The organism is Mesorhizobium sp. M0678, from assembly GCF_040320505.1.
GTDB lineage: Bacteria > Pseudomonadota > Alphaproteobacteria > Rhizobiales > Rhizobiaceae > Mesorhizobium.
This window is the reverse complement of the sequence record NZ_JAMYPT010000009.1, coordinates 53,327-69,415: the sequence shown is the minus strand read 5'-3', so window position 1 is coordinate 69,415 and position 16,089 is coordinate 53,327. Positions and strand designations below refer to the sequence as shown.

The window sequence follows — 16,089 nt, the reverse complement described above, 5'->3', positions numbered from 1 at the left end:
TAATCATGATCGAAACGCGTATTATGGTGCCCACAATCCGTTCTTTCGTGCCTGGAATTCCGGAATGACCACCATCCTCGAAAAGACCGCCGGTCTCGTCGCCTTCGTCCGCACGGTCGATGCCGGCTCGTTCCATGCCGCCAGCCGGCTGGTCGGCTCCAGCCCGTCGGCGGTGTCGAAAAGCGTGGCGCGGCTCGAGCGCCGGCTCGGCGTCAGGCTGATCCAGCGCTCGACGCGTCGGCTCGGGCTCACCAGCGAAGGCCTCGCCTACTACGAGCGCGTGGCGCCACTGCTAAGGGCGCTGGACGATGCCGAAGACATCGTCCAGATGGCCGATACGGCGCGCGGCCTGCTGCGCGTTACAGCGCCGGTCGAACTCGGTCGCGGCCTGATCGCGGCATGGGCGCAAGCGTTCCTTGCGCAGCATGGCGAAGTGAAGGTCGAGCTCAGCGTCACCGACCGCCACGCCGACCTGATCCGCGAAGGCTATGACGTTGCGGTGCGCATGGGGCCGCTCTCAGACACTGGGCTCGTCGCGCGCAAGATCGCCAATCTGCCGATCATGCTGGTGGCCTCACCAGCCTATGTCGAGCGGCGCGGCCGTCCGGCATCGGTCGAGGATTTACGGGACCATGAATTCGTCCGCCACCAGATGGCTGGCCGGCCTTATCCGGTCACGTTTGCCGACGGTACGATGATCGTGCCGGATGGGCGGTTAGACACCGACGACGGCGGCGCCATCCGCAATGCGGCACTTGCCGGCGCCGGCATCGCGCATCTGATGCGGTTTGCCGTGCAGAACGATCTCGACACGGGTCGCCTGGTCCGCATCCTGCCCGAGGTGGCGATGCCAACCATGCCGGTGCACATCGTCCATGCCTACGGGCGACAGCTGCCGGTCCGGGCGCGACTGTTCGTCAATTTCCTGGTGGGCCAAATGGCGGCACTGACGCGATAGGGCAGACGCGGTCTGACGCAAGCACCCAGGTTTGGCAGAGACCAACCGTGCCGGCCGGTGCGAACCACCTTTACCGGAAGCTAGAAGGTGATCTTCACTGAATCGGCGCTGCGGCTGGCCGGGCCGTGGTGGACGGCCTCGATGTTGTTGCCGTCGGGGTCGAGCAGGAAGGCGGCGTAATAGCCGGGATGGTAGGATCGTTCGCCCGGCGCACCATTGTCGGTGCCGCCGGCCTCAAGCCCGGCCCTGTAGAAGGCATCGACCATCGCACGGTCCTTTGCCTGGAAGGCCAGGTGGTGGCGGCCGGTCAGCTTTCCCAGGGCCGCCGGGCTGTCGGGGCTGGAGATGAACAGCTCGTCGGCCCAGAAATAATCATTGCCGGCGCCACCGATCGGGATGCCGAGCACGTTGAGAACCGCCTCGTAGAAACGGCGGCTGGCCTTGAGATCCCTGACCACCAGCTGGAGGTGGTCGATGAGACGGCCGCGATGAAGTTCCTGATTTGCCATGCTTGACAGCTCCTGATCGCCGATTGGAAATCTAGCTTCGAATGGTGCGCGGTCAATCCAGAAAGCCGTGGAATGGCGCCATCGCGCCGACTGGATAAAAAATGCAACCGGATTGTCGGATTCAAGACATCTCCAACGTCCTTCGGACGCAAGCGGCTCGGCGAAGCTCGAAAAGGTCGTGCCGTATCAACGCTTCCGACATGGGAGAAAAGTGAAATGAGCCTTCCCTATCGTTGGGTTATCGTCGCGGCTGGCGCACTGATGACCTGTGTTGCCCTCGGGGCGATGTTCTCGCTGGCGATCTTCCTCGAACCGATGGCGCTCGACACACAATGGTCGCGCGCCGGCATATCGAGTGCGATGACGCTGAACTTCCTGGTAATGGGTCTCGGCGGCTTCGCCTGGGGCGCCATTTACGACCGCTTCGGCGCCCGCATCGTCGTCATGACCGGCGCCGTGCTGCTCGGCCTGGCGCTGGTCCTGGCCAGCCGCACCGGTTCGCTGCTCGTTTTCCAGTTGGCCTACGGCGTGCTCGTCGGCCTCGCGGCAAGCGCCTTCTTCGCGCCGATGATCGCGCTGACCTCCGCCTGGTTCGACACGAACCGCAGCCTCGCCGTCTCGCTGGTCTCGGCCGGCATGGGCGTGGCGCCAATGACCATCTCGCCGTTCGCCCGCTGGCTGATTTCGGCCTACGACTGGCGCACCGCGATGTTCGACATCGGCATAACCGCGTGGGTGCTGCTACTGCCGGCCGCGCTTCTGGTGCGCCAGCCGCCCCAACCCGCTGCCGACAGCGCTACCCCAAGCGTTGCCGCCGAGGGTGCCGGCATGACGGTTCCGCAGGCGCTGCGCTCGCCGCAATTCATCGTGTTGGGACTGACCTTCTTTGCCTGCTGCGCGGCGCATTCCGGGCCGATCTTCCACATGGTGAGCTATGCGATGCTGTGCGGCATAGCGCCGATGGCGGCGGTCAGCATCTACAGTATCGAGGGCCTGGCAGGGCTGGGTGGCCGGCTGCTTTACGGCGTGCTTGCCGATCGGTTGGGCGTCAAGCCGGTGCTGATCACCGGGCTGGCCATACAGGCCGTGGTCATCGCCGCCTATCTGGCGGTCAGCGAGCTTGGTCAATTCTACACGCTCGCCGTCATCTTCGGCGCCACCTATGGCGGCGTCATGCCGCTCTATGCGGTGCTGGCGCGGGAATATTTCGGCCAGCGCATCCTCGGCACGGTGTTCGGTGCCGTAACCATGCTGTCCAGCCTCGGCATGGCTTTCGGCCCGCTCGCCGGCGGCATGGTGTTCGATGCCTATGCCAGCTATTCCTGGCTGTTCATCGGCTCGGCCCTTGTCGGGCTTGGCGCGATGGCGATTGCGATCGCCTTCCCGCCGCTGCCGCGCAGGGAGTTGCAACCGGCTTAAAGCAGGATCGGCGGAAAAGGGCGGCCGCTTGGATGGCAAGCGGCCGCGATCCAAAAATAGCTGGCAGTGTTCGGCATTATGAAACGCGAATTGCTATGCAAGCAGAGGCACCACCTCGGCGCCATCAAGCGTGTAGCGCGCATAGCGGAAATCGCGAATTCTCGCCAGTCTGTCGCCGGCCCATTCCAGCAGGATGAAATATTTTAGCCCTCTGGCCGAGTCGTCCGGATCGATCACCAGAATGGCTGGCTGCCGATCCACCAGGCCTGGAAGCAGCCGCCAATCGTGGATACCCGCGTAATTATGGAAGTACCGGCCCACTTTCGTGCGGCCACTCGCCCGGAGCCGGTTGACGAGGTCAAGCCGGACGTCCTCGGCCAGCATGTCGCGGATCGCATCGAAGTCGCGGGCGTTGAACCGCTCTACATAGGCTGCCAGACGCGCCCGTTCGGCCTCGGCCAACACCGGCACAGGCCGATCGTGAGGCTCGCCGGCGACCTGGCGCAGGCGCAAACGGCCGCGATGCAGTGCGGCTTTCACCGCCGGAACGCTGCTGTCGATAATGTTGCCGATCTCTTCGATCGTATAGCCGAGCACATCCATGAGGATGACGCTGCTACGCTGCGCCGCGGGCAGGCGCATGAAAGTCTGCAGGCTTGCGGCTGCAGTGTGTCGACCCTCGGCCGACATACCGGGGTCAGGGATCATATCGATATCCTCAACGACATGCGCGGCATCCAACCTGGCACGACGGCGTAGGTGGTCGAGCGCGGCATTGTGCGCGATGCGAAACAGCCAGCCCTCGACATTGGCTATCGGCCCGGTCCCGGGGAACGCCTCGAGCGCCTTGACCGTAGCTTCCTGGACGACATCCTCGGCATCGATCACCGAACCGGTCATGCGGGCACAATAGCGGTGCAGTTTCGGCCGCAATTCGCCGAGCAGCCGGTCAAATGGCTCCCGTCCTTCTGGGGTGCCGGTTGCGGATCCGGTCATCGCACAAGGGTCGATTTCATGCGTATCTCCCAGGCAGAGGCGCCCGCCATCGGGCGCAGCGTCCTATAGACGCTCGACGATGGCAAAAGGATTCGGTCGAAAAAACTTTCTTTGGCTGGAATCCTTTGGTGGTGCTTCCGCGTCTCTGGATCGTGGGCCCGCGACCTGGCGGGCCCTCTGTTCAAGCCGGAGGCGCCATAGTCATGAGCAAGCAAAGTGCGGGATCAACGAAGGTCTGGGTTCTCGCCCTCACGTCGATAGGCTCCTTGATGGTCGTTCTCGATGCGATGGTTGTGGCGACGGCATTGAGCACGATGCGGGTCGAGCTCGATGCCTCGCTGGAGACGCTGCAATGGACGATGAACGCCTATAATTTGAGTTTTGCCGTCCTGCTCATGACCGGGGCTGCGCTCGGTGACCGGTTCGGCCGCCGCCGTACGCTCGTTGCCGGATTGGCGTTGTTCGTCGCAGCGTCGGTTGCCTGCGCGCTCGCTGGCAATGCCGGATTGCTGATTGCGGCGCGTGCGGTCCAGGGCGCAGGTGCCGCAATGGTCATGCCGCTGGCGATGGCGCTGCTGAGCGTCGCTTTTCCCCCGGAGGAGCGAGGCAAGGCGCTGGGTATCTTCAGCAGCATCACCGGCCTGGCCCTGATCATCGGCCCGATGGCGGGCGGTGCGATTTCCGAAGGCCTCTCCTGGCACTGGATATTCTGGCTCAATGTTCCGGTCGGCATCGTTCTCATCCCGCTGGTGATGCGTCGGATTCCGGAGAGTTACGGGCCGGGCACGGCAATCGATGTCCTCGGCGTCGTCCTGGTAACTGCGGCGGCATTTGGAGTGGTCTGGGGTCTGATGCGCGGCAACATTGTGGGCTGGAGCAGCGCTGAAGTGCTGTCGGCGCTGACGGCCGGGCTGCTTCTGGCCATCGCATTCGTCCTTTGGCAGCTGCGTACCCTTGAGCCCATGCTGCCTTTGCGGTTCTTTCAGGCGCGCGCATTCTCCTCGGGCGTAGGGGCGAACTTCCTGCTCTGCGCCGCCATGTACGGGCTCGTGTTCCTGTTGCCGCAGTTTCTGCAGTTTGCCCAGAGCCGTGAGCCGTTCGGCGCCGGCATGGGATTGCTGCCTTGGACCGCGACGCTTTTCGTGGTCGCACCGATCTCCGGCAGCCTGATCAACCGCGTCGGCGAGCGCTGGCTTGTCGTGGCCGGACTGATCCTGCAAGCGGCTGGAATGGCCTGGCTGGCGCAGATCGCCGCACCTGATCTGCCCTACGTTCAGCTAGTCGCCCCGCTGATCATTACCGGTGCCGGCGTGTCGATGGCAATGCCTGCCGCGCAGAATGCGGTTCTCAATGCGGTCGCCCGGCCGGAGGTCGGCAAGGCTGCCGGCACGTTCAACACATTCCGCTTCCTCGGCGGCGTATCCGGGATCGCCATCGCCGGTGCGGTGTTCGCCGGCACCGGAAGCTTCGCATCCGCCGACGCGTTCAGCGATGGCTTCATCTCGGCAATCGACGTCTCCGCTCTGCTCTCGCTCGCCGGCGCGCTCGTCGGATTGGGGCTCCCGGAGCGTCGCGCAGTGGCGCTCGCGAATGCCAGCAAGGAGGCGTAACTCGAAGGCGGGAAGCTTGCGCTTGTTCCCACTGTTGTCGCGCTAACAGCAGCCGCGCCAGCGCAGCAAAAAGGTCGTCGAGCGTCGGTTGCCGGCCGGTCCTGTGGCGGGAGCATCTGTGTCCAGACCCAGATCTTGCGCCCGTGATGGCGGCGAACATGCTGCATCGCAGCACCCTGTCGCCGATATCGGCGGGCCAAGGCAGTGCGAGAAAATCGTCAAGAATGGACAATTCAGGCTGTTCCTGCTGTTTTTTGGCTTTTATTAGTCGCGCCTCACGTTCCTGTTTCAAATGTGTCAACTTTTTGTGTTGCGTTGCACAATGGTGGTCCTATTCTGCGCAAGGGGGGCGCTTCCGATTGGAATGCGCCGTGAACGAAGCCGCTATATTGACCGATTGGCAGTTTCGCTGTCCCGCCGGCGTATGCCGCTAATGGGAAATGCGCGCGACACCCAATTGGACGCGCTGAGGGCCATCGCCGTGACGATGGTGCTGTACGCCCACTTCTTCGCGGCTGGAGGGTCCTCGTTCTGGGGCCATATCGGCGTGCGCCTGTTCTTCGTGCTGAGCGGCTTTCTGATCACCCGCCTGCTGCTCGAAGCCCGCTCGGCCGCCGAATTCGAAACCGGACCGGCGCTGAAATCCTTCTATATCAGGCGGGCGCTGCGAATATTCCCGCCCTATTTCGCCGTGCTGGGTTTCGTCTGGCTGATGGACCTGGAGCAGTCCAGAGGATCGCTGGCCTGGCATGCCCTCTATCTGTCGAATTTCTGGTACGCGGCGCAGAATGAATGGACGCCCTGGCTGCTCTGCCATTTCTGGAGCCTGAGCATCGAGGAGCAGTTCTATATCGCCTGGCCGCTGATCGTCCTGCTGGCGCCGCGCCAGCGCCTCGAAGCGATCTGCATCGGCGTGATCGTGCTGTCGCTGGCCTACCGGTTTTATTGGCCGATCGCGGGAACGCCCGGTTTGGCGCGCGACCTGCTGCCGCCGGCGTCGATGGATGCATTGGCGTCAGGCGCGCTGCTTGCCGCTTACCGGTCAAGAACAGCCGGCTTGCCGCAATGGCTTCGAGCTGCCTGGCCGGGGCTCGCGGTGGCGTTTTTCGTTCTGCAGTGGTTTGCGCCGGCGCCGGCAAATCCGGTGCAGGAATGGGGCCTCTGGCTGCTGTTGCAGATCCTGCCTGTCGCGCCTCTGGTGGTCATCGTTGCAAGCTGTTCAGCGGGCATTGGCGGTCGCGTCGGAAAACTTCTCGAACTGCCGCCGCTGCTTGGCCTTGGCCGCATCAGCTACGGCGTCTATCTCTACCATCCCATAGTGCTGGCTCTGGTCGTCAAGTCGCAGCCCTGGATCCCGCTCAACGTCTCGGAACAAGGGCCGGGACGGTTCCTGGTCGCGGGAACGGCGACGCTCATGCTGGCCTCGGTCTCGTGGCTGCTTTTCGAGAAGCCGCTCAACAGCCTCAAACGCCACTTCCCCTATGTTGCTCGAAAGGGCCGCGGCGCCATCCCGGCAGGCATCGACGTGGGCAATGCCGGATGGCTCGCGGCGGGAGCATATCCGGGCAGGCCGCTTGATGGTGGCACGTCACCCTTGCCGCGCAAGCTGCAGCGAACCGATCGGAGCTGATCATGGCTGCTCCCTTGGTGTCCGTCGTGCTGCCGATCTACAATGCCGGACCTTATCTCGCCGCTGCGCTGGGCAGCATCCTGCGGCAAGATTACGAGCGTCTGGAGGTCATCGCCATCGATGACGGCTCGACCGACAACTCGCTGCAGATCCTGCAGAAATACCGCCAGGCCGACAATCGCATCTCGATCATCTCACGCGAAAACCGTGGCCTGATTGCAACTTTGAACGAAGGCCTGGCCGTGGCCCGCGGCGATCTGGTCGCCCGGATGGACGCCGACGACATCGCCTATCCCCGGCGCCTGTCGCGTCAGGTCGCGCTGTTTAGTCAACAACCTGACCTCGCGCTGTGCGGCGCAGGCTTCGATACCTTGCTCGGCGACCGCATCGTCAGGGGTTCGCCCGATCCGATATTCCAGGACAACATCCTGCGAATACTGTCAATGTTCTTCACGATCTTCATGCATTCCACGGTCGTCTACAACAGGAAGGTCATCGAAGAGAGCGTTCTATTTTATGACGAAAGCTACAAGCATGCCGAGGATTTCGACCTGTTCAGGCGGCTGACCGACCGCTACCCGGCGGCCATGATCCCCGAAAGCCTGATCGCCTATCGTATCCATGACGACAGCGTGACCAACAGGCACAAGCGCGAAATGCGCAGGACCCATTTGAAGATCGTCGCCGAGAACCTCGAGCGCGAAGGGCTCGCACAAGAGACGCAAGGCCTCCGCGACATCGGTGAGGTCCTGTCGATGGACACGGTTCGCCGTGCCGCCGAATGGATCCTTGCGCTGGAAGAAAGGATTTCCGCACTGCCGGCCGAGACGAGGCCGAGCTACCAGGCCGGCACGCTGAACCTGTTCTATTTCCTCTACCAGCTGATATCGGGGGAAAGGCAGCCGCTGCTGATGCACGAATTCCTGACGCGGACGGCGAAATGGAAACTCATCCGGCGGCGCGAGCAGTACGTGTTTCGCACCGGTGCCTTCGCGCCGCGCTTCAGTCTCGCCTCGATGTCGGTCACCAGGCAGGTGGATGCCTTGTCGCGGTATCTGCAATCCGTGCCGGCCGCGGCGGTTTTGCCTTTCCTTGAGTTGAGCTAGCAACGCATGTTCGTCAAATCGCATCAGCTCCAGCAGCGCGGCCGCTCGACGGTGCCGGCGGCCATGTCGCCCCGGCCGCAGCACGGGCCGGCACCGGAGGTCAGCTTCATTGTCTGCACACGCGACCGCGTCAACGTGCTCGAGCCTTGCATAAAGTCGATCCAGGCCGCGTGCCGCGCCTACGCTGCCTTCTCTGCCGAACTGGTGGTTGTCGACAACGGTTCGACCGACTGCACAGCCAAACGGCTGGCCAGCATCGCCGAACTGTCGGACATCCCGTTCACGGCCATTTGCGAGCCGCGACCCGGATTGGCGGCCGCGCGCAACGCGGGGCTGGAGCGGGCGCGGGGACGCGTGCTGGTCTTCGTCGACGATGATTGCGCTGTCCACAAGGATTATCTGCGCGATCTGCAGCGGCACTATGCGGCCGGCGAACGGGTCATCCGCGGTGGCCGCGTCGAGATCGGCGATCCTCGCGACCTGCCGTTCACCATCAAGCGGTCGCCGGTGCGCGCGCGGCTTACGCCGGATGTCCATCCCGGCGGCTTCGTGCTTGGCTGCAACATGACGATGCACCGCGATGTTGCCGCCCGCATCGGCCGTTTCGACGAACGGTTCGGCGCCGGCGGCCCGCTGCGCTCCGCCGAGGATACGGACTATCTGGTGCGGGCGGTGCTGCTTGGGATTCCGGTCGAATATGTGCCCGACATGACTATCTATCACCATCACGGCCGGCGCGACCGCAAGGCCATCGAAAAGCTGCACCGCGACTACAGCATGGGCAATGGCGGGCTTTGCCTGAAACATATCCGCCACGCGCCGTGGCTGCTTCGGCATTGCTACTGGTCGATGAGGGCGGCCTTGCGCGAACTGGTGAAAGGCCCTCTGTTCGACCGTGAACTCAAGCTGTCGCACTGGCCGATCGTCGGCATGAATTTGCTCGGCGCAGCCAAATTCGCGGTGCTTTTGCTGGCGAAATCGCCGCAGCCGGCGCAGATGCGACAGGAGCAACAGGCAAATGCCGAGGCGAGGTGATCCGCCACCATGCGATTGATGCCGCCCAGCCTGCCGATGCTGCGCCGCGCGCTCGGAAGAAAGCAGTTGCGCCTGCTTCCTGCCGTGGTGGTGCTCGGGCTGCTCAGCGCCGCGCTTGAAGGCTTCGGCATCGGCCTGATCATTCCGTTGCTGAAACTAATCATGGGGCAAGGGCAGACCGGCATGGCCGGCTTCTCCGCCGTCTTCCAGCATGTCGGATCGAGCCTGAGCGAGCGCGACCGGCTGATCGTCATATCGGTCGCCATCCTCGGCTCGATCGTGCTGAAGAACCTGTTCGCCTACGCCAATACGCTGCTGACCACCTTCATCTATGGCAAGGCCAGTCATTCGATCCGCAGCGCGCTGTCGGAGCAGCTGCTTAGGGTAGGCTATCCGTTCTTCCTGCAGCAAAGCCCGGGACGGCTGCTCAACATCATCTCCAACGAATCCTGGCGGGCCTCGGATGCCATCCAGATCACGCTGGGGGCAATCGTCAACGCATCGGCCGCAATCATCCTCCTGACCTTCCTGCTGCTCCTGTCGTGGCAGATGACGCTGCTGGTGACGCTGGGCCTGGCGCTGGTCCAGGTCGCGCACGCCGTGCTGTCGGCCAATCTGAAGGCGCCGAGCCGCAGCGTCGCCTCCCGCAACAGCCAGCTCGCATCGCAGATGCTGCATCTGGTGCATGCCGGGCGGCTGATCCGCATCTTCGGCCAGGAGCAACGCGAGAAGGCGGCATTCGACCAGGCATCGGATGCGGTGCGCCGGGCGGCGTTCGTGCTTTTGACGCGTCAGGGAGCTTTGCCGCCGCTGACCGAGGTTCTGCACGCCATGCTGTTCCTGGCGGTGGTGATCGGCGCCTGGTTCGCCAATGTTTCCTTCCCGCTGATCGTCGCCTTCGTCATCCTGCTCTACAGGCTGCAGCCCTATATGCGGTCGCTGCAAATGGCCTGGAGCCAGCTGCAGGGCCTGAGCGGATCGCTTGAAGAGGTGACGTGGATGCTGGACCCATCCGGCAAGCCCGCGCCGCCGCAAGGCAGCGCAGCGTTCCCTGGGCTCAGCCAAGGCATCAAATTCGAGGACGTCACCTTTACCTATTCTGGTTCGGAACAGCGCGCGGTGGTGCTGCATGCGGCGAGCTTCGACATCCGCAGCGGCCGCTCGACCGCGCTGATCGGCCGCTCGGGCGCCGGCAAGACTACGATCGTCAATCTTTTGTGCCGCTTCGTCGAACCGGATAGCGGCAGGATCCTCGTTGATGGATCGCCTCTGGACCGCATCGACCCCAGCCAATGGCGAAAGCACATCGCGCTCGCCAGCCAGGAGCTGGAGCTGGTCGACGGCACGATTTTCGACAACATCATCTACGGCCAGGACGCGGCCTCGGCCGACGACGCCGAGCGCGCCGCAAGGCTGGCCGAAGCCCATGACTTCATCGAGCAACTGCCGCAAGGCTACCGGACGGTCGTCGGCTACCGCGGCGTCAATCTTTCAGCGGGACAGCGACAGCGGATCGCGCTGGCCAGAGCGCTGGTGCGCGATCCCGATATCCTCATCCTGGACGAAGCCACCAATGCGGTGGACGGCCTGTCGGAGGCGGCAATCGTCGAGACGCTGAAGTCGCGCGCCGGCCGCCGCACCACCATCGTCATCAGCCATCATCGCAGCACCATTTCGTTCTGCGACGACGTCGTGATCCTGAGCCACGGCCGCGTGAAAAAGCAGGCGCCGTTCGCCGCGCTTGCGACGCTCAGCATGGACGAGCTTTACCAGCACGAGGCGCTGGAAGGCTGAGGGCGACCCCGCTGCGTGCGCGCGCTGGGAGGTCGTCTCGGATGTCAAGCCAGGTCAAGCATCTCAGGGGCAAGGAAGACCTCCGCCATACGTCTCTACGGGATTTCTGGGATGATGAGTGATCCCGAGCTTACCCGCTTTTCATCTGGAGCGTACAGAACCAAGGGTCCGCCTGCCAAATCCAGCAATGGCGGCGGACCCTAATCAGCGCATGAAGGGACTGATTCTGCGCCGATGTCTCCTCGAGGAGGTGACGCCATCAACTGAAGACGGGCGCAGTTGTTCCCGACGCCGGCCGTACACAAGACCATTGCGCAGGCAGGTCAGACTTAGGTCCCTGTAAACGCGCATCGCTGGCTGGAGTGAACATCGGATCGGCTCGGTGGTAGCGAAACTTCGGCCGGAGATAGATGCAGCCATTGGGTTCCGGGGCATGACCGGCTCGGCGCTGATGATGGGCGGCGATCGATCCCCGCACGACTGATGCCGAGGGGCGCTTGCATTCCTGCGGAATACGCATCCACCGGCGCCAGTGAAGTTGTCCAAGCGGTACGGGCTCAGCGGTCGTCAAGCTGTTGCTAATATGCAGCACACGCAGCGCTCTATGAACGGCGTCGCTTGGAACCGCTACCTCCGACCAACCGTTAGTGTCACAATGACAAACCAAAAAGTGAGGCTGATGATGGACCCGCTGCAAAACAACACGTTGGAGATCTGGTGTCTTGCGGCCGTTCCGCTGTCGCTGCTCCTTACGGTGTTATTAGCCGGATTTATCCTTTAGCCGGACCCAAAGAGGCCGGCTGCGGACCGGGGCCTGGAAGATGAAAATGCCGGCCATTTAGGCACGCTAGGCGTCGCGGACACCTCGTAGCACCAGGCCGTGGCAGCCTTTCCAACATTGCCATCATAATCGGCTCTTTCGACCGGTCCGGTCGGCGGCGATTGCTCGCAGGCCCGTTGCGAGGGCGAGCATGCGAGCTCGTACGTTTTTTACACAATCTCTGATTGGTGGACTCGCCCGCCGCCATCGACGTTAATTTTGCGTTAGCGACAGGAGGGGGGAGATCGCTAACGGGAGGAAGAAAATGAAAGAAAACTACGATCTGACGATCGACTACGACGAACCTTACGACAACAAGCCTTACGATCTAGCCACATTCGCAAGGAAGCACGGGCTCAACATTCGAGCCGCCGAGCTTCTTCTTTTCGCCAAAGGCCCGTCTCGAGCGGCCTGCGATGCCGCGGCGAGGGCTTTTCTCGCGGCGGTAGCCGCACAAGCTATGAGACAATCGGCGCGGTAGGTCTCACAAAGCCATTGCTGACACGGCCTGCCGTGTCAGCAACCCAACGGACAGCGCTGGAAATTCCAGGCCGTTTCCAACAAGATGCCTGAGCATCCGGGAACGGCCTGAAAATGTGCAATCTCTACAACATCACGACCAGCCAGGAGGCTATCCGCCAGTGGACCCGCGCCTTGCGCGACATCCTCGGCAATCTCGAACCCTCCATCGACATCTATCCCAACCAGCCCGGCCCGGTGGTGCGCAACGCGCCGGACGGCGAACGCGAATTGGCCAATCTGCTGTGGGGCATGCCGACGCCACTGGAGCGGGTCAAGGGCAAGGCCGACTACGGCACCACTAATATCCGCAATCCGCAATACGGCCACTGGCAGCAATATCTCGGCATCGAGAACCGCTGCGTGGTGCCCGTCACCAGCTTCGCCGAGCCCAGCCCGACGCCCGGCGACAAGGACCCCGAGACCGGCATTCAGCGCAACTACTGGTTTGCACTCGGCGAGGACCGCCCGCTATTCTTCTTTGCCGGCCTGTGGACGCGCTGGCATGGCCTTCGCAAGGTCAAGGACCGCCCTGCCGATCACCAGGTCTATGGCTTCATGACGACCCAGCCCAACGCGCTGGTCGCGCCGATCCACGAAAAGGCAATGCCGGTGATCCTGGCCACGCCGGAAGAAACCGAGACCTGGCTGACGGCGCCATGGTCCAAGGCAAGGCATCTGCAGCGCACGGCGCCCGATGATGCGCTGGTGATCGTCGACAAGCCGGCGACGCAGATCAAGTTTCCGCAACAGGCGCCGGTGCAAGGCTCATTATTTTAGCGCTTGAACTTCTGCAGCACCCAGATGTAGCCCTTTGGCGGATGATCCTGGTCGATGAACTGCGTCTTCACCGTCGTGTCCTTGCGGCTGCATCGCTTGCACCTGAACCTGATCGCTTCCAGCGGCTTGTTCCAGCCCACCACCTGGGCCACGTCATTCGCCCTGAACCGTCCGACATGGTAGCAATGGCCGCACTCCACGATGAGCAGCATGTTGGCCTTGGCGGCACGCCCAACGCTGTCCATCGGCCCGGCCATGGCTCATTTCCGGGTCGAGTAATCCTCGGGCAGCGGAAGCAGGCCAAGCTCCGCCATCCGGTAATCAGGCTCCTTCTCCGCGACGCTGGCCAGCACCCCGTGCAATTTCTCGAGAAGCCCGCAAAGCTGCCAGAACAGCTCGCCATGCGCCTTCAGATGCAGCTGCGACGACAGCACCGTCTTGCGCAGGCTCAAAGCGTCCCTGATGATCGCCTCCGCATCCCTCGCCGACAGCCTGTCAAACCGGCTTTTTCGTCTGCCCATTGCGGCTCTCCTCGATTTGTGAGCAACCGCCCCGCCTACTGACAAATAGGAAGGCATTCCTCGCAGAGTCAATTCGCTCTTGACATTTTTGTTCCCGTTTTGTTCAATTTCAACAGGAACGCTGGAGGCACCGCCAAGGACCACATCGTGACGCTGGACAGCCGCCAGGAGGCCGCCCTCCGGCGCGGCTGCCTGGGAAGCGACAGCACTCCCCTCAATGCCTCTTGAAATACTGCACCTCGCGTTCGTGCTTTTCGGCGGCCTCGCGGGTATCGAAGGTGCCGAGATTGCGGCGCTTGCCGGTCTTTTCGTCCTTCTTGCGCGAATAGAGGCGGTATTTTCCGTCTTTGAGTTTTCTGATCATCTGTCACTCCCCGAGCCGCTGCTTCCCCTTAAGGTTGCGCGCGGCTTGTTCGATAGCCGCCCTGTCGTTTCCCGGCCTGTCGATCAGCTCCTGCGCCTGTTCGCCCGATATGCCGGTGCGCACCGCCAGGGCCTCCACCGTCAAAACGTCGGAGCTCGCGACCTCGCGGGTTTCCGGCAGGGCATCGCCTGCCGTCAGTGGCAGGGCTGCCTCCCTGTCGATCTCGGCCTCGGCCTGGTGCCAGTGCCGCTCGGGATCGCCATGGATCCCGCCTTCGCGTTCCCAGATCTGGTATGCGCGCTCACGAATCTTGTCTTCCCGGTCGTCGCCCATGTTGATTTCTCCTTTGGGTATCGGATGAACGCCGCGCCAACCCGAACGATCCAAGAAATCTGCGTGATCGTTGGGTGGGGTCGCACAAGGCGCCATGCACTGCGGCCGCCAGCCACCCCCCGGCCTGCCTACTCGCACTGCCTGCGCGGCCCCCCGGAATATGGCTGATAGCTGTTGTCCTCCGGTCGATATGACCGGTAGCGGCTGAAGCAGTATTGGACGTGATCGGATGAGAGCTCGGCGGCGCCGGTTTCGTCCGATGGCGGGTAGCCCTCCACTGACGACCTATCGCTCGCCTCGAAATAGCTGCCGTCATCGGCGGCGCCGGTGTCGAGATAGGGCGAGATGCAGGGGCGCTGTTGTCCGCTGTAGGACGTGTAGCGGTTGTCGTCCGGCCGGTAGGAGCGGTAGCGGCTGGCGCACCATTCGACATGGGCGGCGGGTAGCGTCTGCTGCTCTTTCACCACCGGCTTGATGGAGCCGGTGGTGTCGGGTGTCGAAGCTGCTGCGGTGTCGGCGGGTTTCGCGGTGCGATCAACTTCCGAGGTGCGAACGGGGACCGGGCGGGCCGGGAGGCGCTCGAGGCGCTGCGCGGCCGGGTTCACCGGTCGCGGGTCCTTGGCCCACAGTTCGGCGACGCTGGAGACCGGGGCGGCCGGCCGTACCGGCTTGGCTATTAGAAGCCAGGTGGCGAAGGCGAGGCCGCTGGCGAATACGGCAAGCGTCAGCACGAAGCCGCCAAAGATTGCGAACAAAGCTTTCATGCCGCGCTCCTTCGCCTCCCGGTTAAGGAAATGCGGGGGCGGGGAATCCGGTTCCAGGAAAGCGCGGGGCAGGGGCACTCAAAGAGCCTCTCCGTCTCGGCTTCGCCGTGACACCTCTCCCCGCTTCGCGGAGCGAGGAACCAAGGCCTCTTAGGCGGCTTTCAGTGCAGGCCGAATTCGCGCAGCAGTTCCTCGCGGTAGCGTACGAAACGGCTTTCGCTGCGCTCGCGCGGGCGGGGCAGGTCGATGTCGATCAGCCGCGCCGCGCCGCCTTTCTCCTTGGGCAGGATCAGCACCCGGTCGGCAAGGTAGATCGCTTCCTCGAGGTCGTGTGTCACCATCACCATGGTGACGTTCTCCTCGCTCCAGATGCGCGCCAGTTCCTCCTGCATGCCGATCTTGGTCATGGCGTCGAGCGCGCCCAGCGGCTCGTCAAGCAGCAGGATTTCCGGCTGCACGGTCAGCGCGCGGGCAATGCCGACGCGCTGCGCCATGCCGCCCGACAGCTGCCTTGGAAACGCATCGCTGAATTCGGCGAGGCCGACGAGCGCGATATAGAAGCGCGCCCGTTCCTCGGCCTCGGCCTTGGGCACGCCGCGCACTTCGAGGCCGAAGGCGACATTGCCGAGCACCGTCAGCCAGGGCAGCAGGCGCGGTTCCTGGAAAATCACCGCACGCTCGGCACCGACGCCGTGCACTGGCTTGCCGTCGATGGCGACGCCGCCGCTGTCGGCAGCCTCCAGCCCCGCAAGTATGCGCAGCAGCGTGGTCTTGCCCGATCCGCTGGCGCCGACGATGACAAGGCATTCGCCCGAGCGGATGTCGAGGTTGAGGGTCCTCAGCACGGCAAGCGAGCGCCCGCCGATGCTGAAGGATTTGGACAGGCCGCGTATGCTGACCTCACCGCCGCTTGTGCCGCTCATCGCGCTAG

At 63.4% G+C, this 16,089-nt stretch carries 17 protein-coding genes; 9 read left to right on the top strand and 8 right to left on the bottom strand.

Features of this window, described 5'->3' with window-relative positions:
- The first annotated feature begins 64 nt into the window (after positions 1 to 64).
- Positions 65 to 958 (top strand): LysR family transcriptional regulator, encoded by an 894-nt coding sequence (locus NKI29_RS17860; RefSeq protein WP_352569123.1) that lies wholly within the window; start codon positions 65 to 67, stop codon positions 956 to 958.
- A gap of 80 nt (positions 959 to 1,038) precedes the next feature.
- Here NKI29_RS17860 and NKI29_RS17855 read toward each other — a convergent pair whose 3' ends face one another.
- Complete coding sequence (locus NKI29_RS17855; RefSeq protein ID WP_023677279.1) at positions 1,039 to 1,467, bottom strand: VOC family protein; 429 nt, start codon at positions 1,465 to 1,467, stop codon at positions 1,039 to 1,041.
- A 216-nt stretch (positions 1,468 to 1,683) separates the two neighbouring features.
- Here NKI29_RS17855 and NKI29_RS17850 point away from each other — a divergent pair, with 216 nt between their 5' ends.
- Positions 1,684 to 2,886: an MFS transporter gene (locus tag NKI29_RS17850; protein ID WP_352569124.1), complete on the top strand. Its 1,203-nt coding sequence runs from the start codon at positions 1,684 to 1,686 to the stop codon at positions 2,884 to 2,886.
- A 93-nt stretch (positions 2,887 to 2,979) separates the two neighbouring features.
- Here NKI29_RS17850 and NKI29_RS17845 read toward each other — a convergent pair whose 3' ends face one another.
- A complete protein-coding gene (locus NKI29_RS17845) occupies positions 2,980 to 3,882 on the bottom strand; it encodes a sigma-70 family RNA polymerase sigma factor (RefSeq protein ID WP_352569125.1) in 903 nt (300 codons plus the stop codon).
- A gap of 203 nt (positions 3,883 to 4,085) precedes the next feature.
- Here NKI29_RS17845 and NKI29_RS17840 point away from each other — a divergent pair, with 203 nt between their 5' ends.
- From NKI29_RS17840 to NKI29_RS17810, 7 genes are all read left to right on the top strand, one after another.
- The gene (locus NKI29_RS17840; RefSeq protein ID WP_352569126.1) at positions 4,086 to 5,492 is read left to right on the top strand and encodes a DHA2 family efflux MFS transporter permease subunit; all 1,407 of its coding nucleotides are present in this window, start codon (positions 4,086 to 4,088) and stop codon (positions 5,490 to 5,492) included.
- A gap of 433 nt (positions 5,493 to 5,925) precedes the next feature.
- Positions 5,926 to 7,122, top strand: coding sequence for an acyltransferase family protein (locus NKI29_RS17835; protein WP_352569127.1), 1,197 nt, complete (start codon positions 5,926 to 5,928; stop codon positions 7,120 to 7,122).
- A 2-nt stretch (positions 7,123 to 7,124) separates the two neighbouring features.
- Complete coding sequence (locus tag NKI29_RS17830; RefSeq protein WP_352569128.1) at positions 7,125 to 8,228, top strand: glycosyltransferase family 2 protein; 1,104 nt, start codon at positions 7,125 to 7,127, stop codon at positions 8,226 to 8,228.
- A 6-nt stretch (positions 8,229 to 8,234) separates the two neighbouring features.
- Complete coding sequence (locus tag NKI29_RS17825; RefSeq protein WP_502896709.1) at positions 8,235 to 9,263, top strand: glycosyltransferase family 2 protein; 1,029 nt, start codon at positions 8,235 to 8,237, stop codon at positions 9,261 to 9,263.
- A gap of 9 nt (positions 9,264 to 9,272) precedes the next feature.
- Positions 9,273 to 11,057: an ABC transporter ATP-binding protein gene (locus tag NKI29_RS17820; protein ID WP_352569129.1), complete on the top strand. Its 1,785-nt coding sequence runs from the start codon at positions 9,273 to 9,275 to the stop codon at positions 11,055 to 11,057.
- A 1,085-nt stretch (positions 11,058 to 12,142) separates the two neighbouring features.
- Complete coding sequence (locus NKI29_RS17815) at positions 12,143 to 12,358, top strand: hypothetical protein (protein ID WP_023677289.1); 216 nt, start codon at positions 12,143 to 12,145, stop codon at positions 12,356 to 12,358.
- A gap of 113 nt (positions 12,359 to 12,471) precedes the next feature.
- On the top strand, positions 12,472 to 13,176 hold the full coding sequence (locus NKI29_RS17810; protein ID WP_352569130.1) for an SOS response-associated peptidase: 705 nt from the start codon (positions 12,472 to 12,474) through the stop codon (positions 13,174 to 13,176).
- Here the strand turns inward: NKI29_RS17810 and NKI29_RS17805 are convergent.
- The 6 genes from NKI29_RS17805 to NKI29_RS17780 form a co-directional block, all read right to left on the bottom strand.
- Positions 13,173 to 13,433 (bottom strand): hypothetical protein, encoded by a 261-nt coding sequence (locus tag NKI29_RS17805; protein ID WP_023677293.1) that lies wholly within the window; start codon positions 13,431 to 13,433, stop codon positions 13,173 to 13,175. The two genes, NKI29_RS17810 and NKI29_RS17805, sit on opposite strands and share 4 nt — an antisense overlap.
- A gap of 3 nt (positions 13,434 to 13,436) precedes the next feature.
- Entirely contained in the window at positions 13,437 to 13,697 is a 261-nt protein-coding gene (locus NKI29_RS17800) for a hypothetical protein (RefSeq protein ID WP_352569131.1), read from the bottom strand.
- A 214-nt stretch (positions 13,698 to 13,911) separates the two neighbouring features.
- Complete coding sequence (locus NKI29_RS17795) at positions 13,912 to 14,061, bottom strand: hypothetical protein (RefSeq protein WP_023677295.1); 150 nt, start codon at positions 14,059 to 14,061, stop codon at positions 13,912 to 13,914.
- A 3-nt stretch (positions 14,062 to 14,064) separates the two neighbouring features.
- Positions 14,065 to 14,394 carry a DUF2934 domain-containing protein gene (locus NKI29_RS17790; RefSeq protein ID WP_352569133.1) on the bottom strand — a complete coding sequence of 110 codons (330 nt, stop codon included), beginning with the start codon at positions 14,392 to 14,394 and terminating at the stop codon, positions 14,065 to 14,067.
- A gap of 128 nt (positions 14,395 to 14,522) precedes the next feature.
- A complete protein-coding gene (locus NKI29_RS17785) occupies positions 14,523 to 15,158 on the bottom strand; it encodes a BA14K family protein (RefSeq protein ID WP_352569134.1) in 636 nt (211 codons plus the stop codon).
- A 161-nt stretch (positions 15,159 to 15,319) separates the two neighbouring features.
- Complete coding sequence (locus tag NKI29_RS17780; protein WP_352458208.1) at positions 15,320 to 16,081, bottom strand: ABC transporter ATP-binding protein; 762 nt, start codon at positions 16,079 to 16,081, stop codon at positions 15,320 to 15,322.
- Between the last annotated feature and the right edge of the window lie 8 nt (positions 16,082 to 16,089).

Coding starts and splice junctions, on each gene's coding strand:
- NKI29_RS17780 (WP_352458208.1), bottom strand. CDS start 16,081: ATGAGCGGCACAAGCGGCGGTGAGGTCAGCATACGCGGCCTGTCCAAA.
- NKI29_RS17850 (WP_352569124.1), top strand. CDS start 1,684: ATGAGCCTTCCCTATCGTTGGGTTATCGTCGCGGCTGGCGCACTGATG.
- NKI29_RS17795 (WP_023677295.1), bottom strand. CDS start 14,061: ATGATCAGAAAACTCAAAGACGGAAAATACCGCCTCTATTCGCGCAAG.
- NKI29_RS17840 (WP_352569126.1), top strand. CDS start 4,086: ATGAGCAAGCAAAGTGCGGGATCAACGAAGGTCTGGGTTCTCGCCCTC.
- NKI29_RS17860 (WP_352569123.1), top strand. CDS start 65: ATGACCACCATCCTCGAAAAGACCGCCGGTCTCGTCGCCTTCGTCCGC.
- NKI29_RS17855 (WP_023677279.1), bottom strand. CDS start 1,467: ATGGCAAATCAGGAACTTCATCGCGGCCGTCTCATCGACCACCTCCAG.
- NKI29_RS17805 (WP_023677293.1), bottom strand. CDS start 13,433: ATGGCCGGGCCGATGGACAGCGTTGGGCGTGCCGCCAAGGCCAACATG.
- NKI29_RS17835 (WP_352569127.1), top strand. CDS start 5,926: ATGGGAAATGCGCGCGACACCCAATTGGACGCGCTGAGGGCCATCGCC.
- NKI29_RS17785 (WP_352569134.1), bottom strand. CDS start 15,158: ATGAAAGCTTTGTTCGCAATCTTTGGCGGCTTCGTGCTGACGCTTGCC.
- NKI29_RS17820 (WP_352569129.1), top strand. CDS start 9,273: ATGCGATTGATGCCGCCCAGCCTGCCGATGCTGCGCCGCGCGCTCGGA.
- NKI29_RS17845 (WP_352569125.1), bottom strand. CDS start 3,882: ATGACCGGATCCGCAACCGGCACCCCAGAAGGACGGGAGCCATTTGAC.
- NKI29_RS17800 (WP_352569131.1), bottom strand. CDS start 13,697: ATGGGCAGACGAAAAAGCCGGTTTGACAGGCTGTCGGCGAGGGATGCG.
- NKI29_RS17825 (WP_502896709.1), top strand. CDS start 8,235: ATGTTCGTCAAATCGCATCAGCTCCAGCAGCGCGGCCGCTCGACGGTG.
- NKI29_RS17830 (WP_352569128.1), top strand. CDS start 7,125: ATGGCTGCTCCCTTGGTGTCCGTCGTGCTGCCGATCTACAATGCCGGA.
- NKI29_RS17810 (WP_352569130.1), top strand. CDS start 12,472: ATGTGCAATCTCTACAACATCACGACCAGCCAGGAGGCTATCCGCCAG.
- NKI29_RS17815 (WP_023677289.1), top strand. CDS start 12,143: ATGAAAGAAAACTACGATCTGACGATCGACTACGACGAACCTTACGAC.
- NKI29_RS17790 (WP_352569133.1), bottom strand. CDS start 14,394: ATGGGCGACGACCGGGAAGACAAGATTCGTGAGCGCGCATACCAGATC.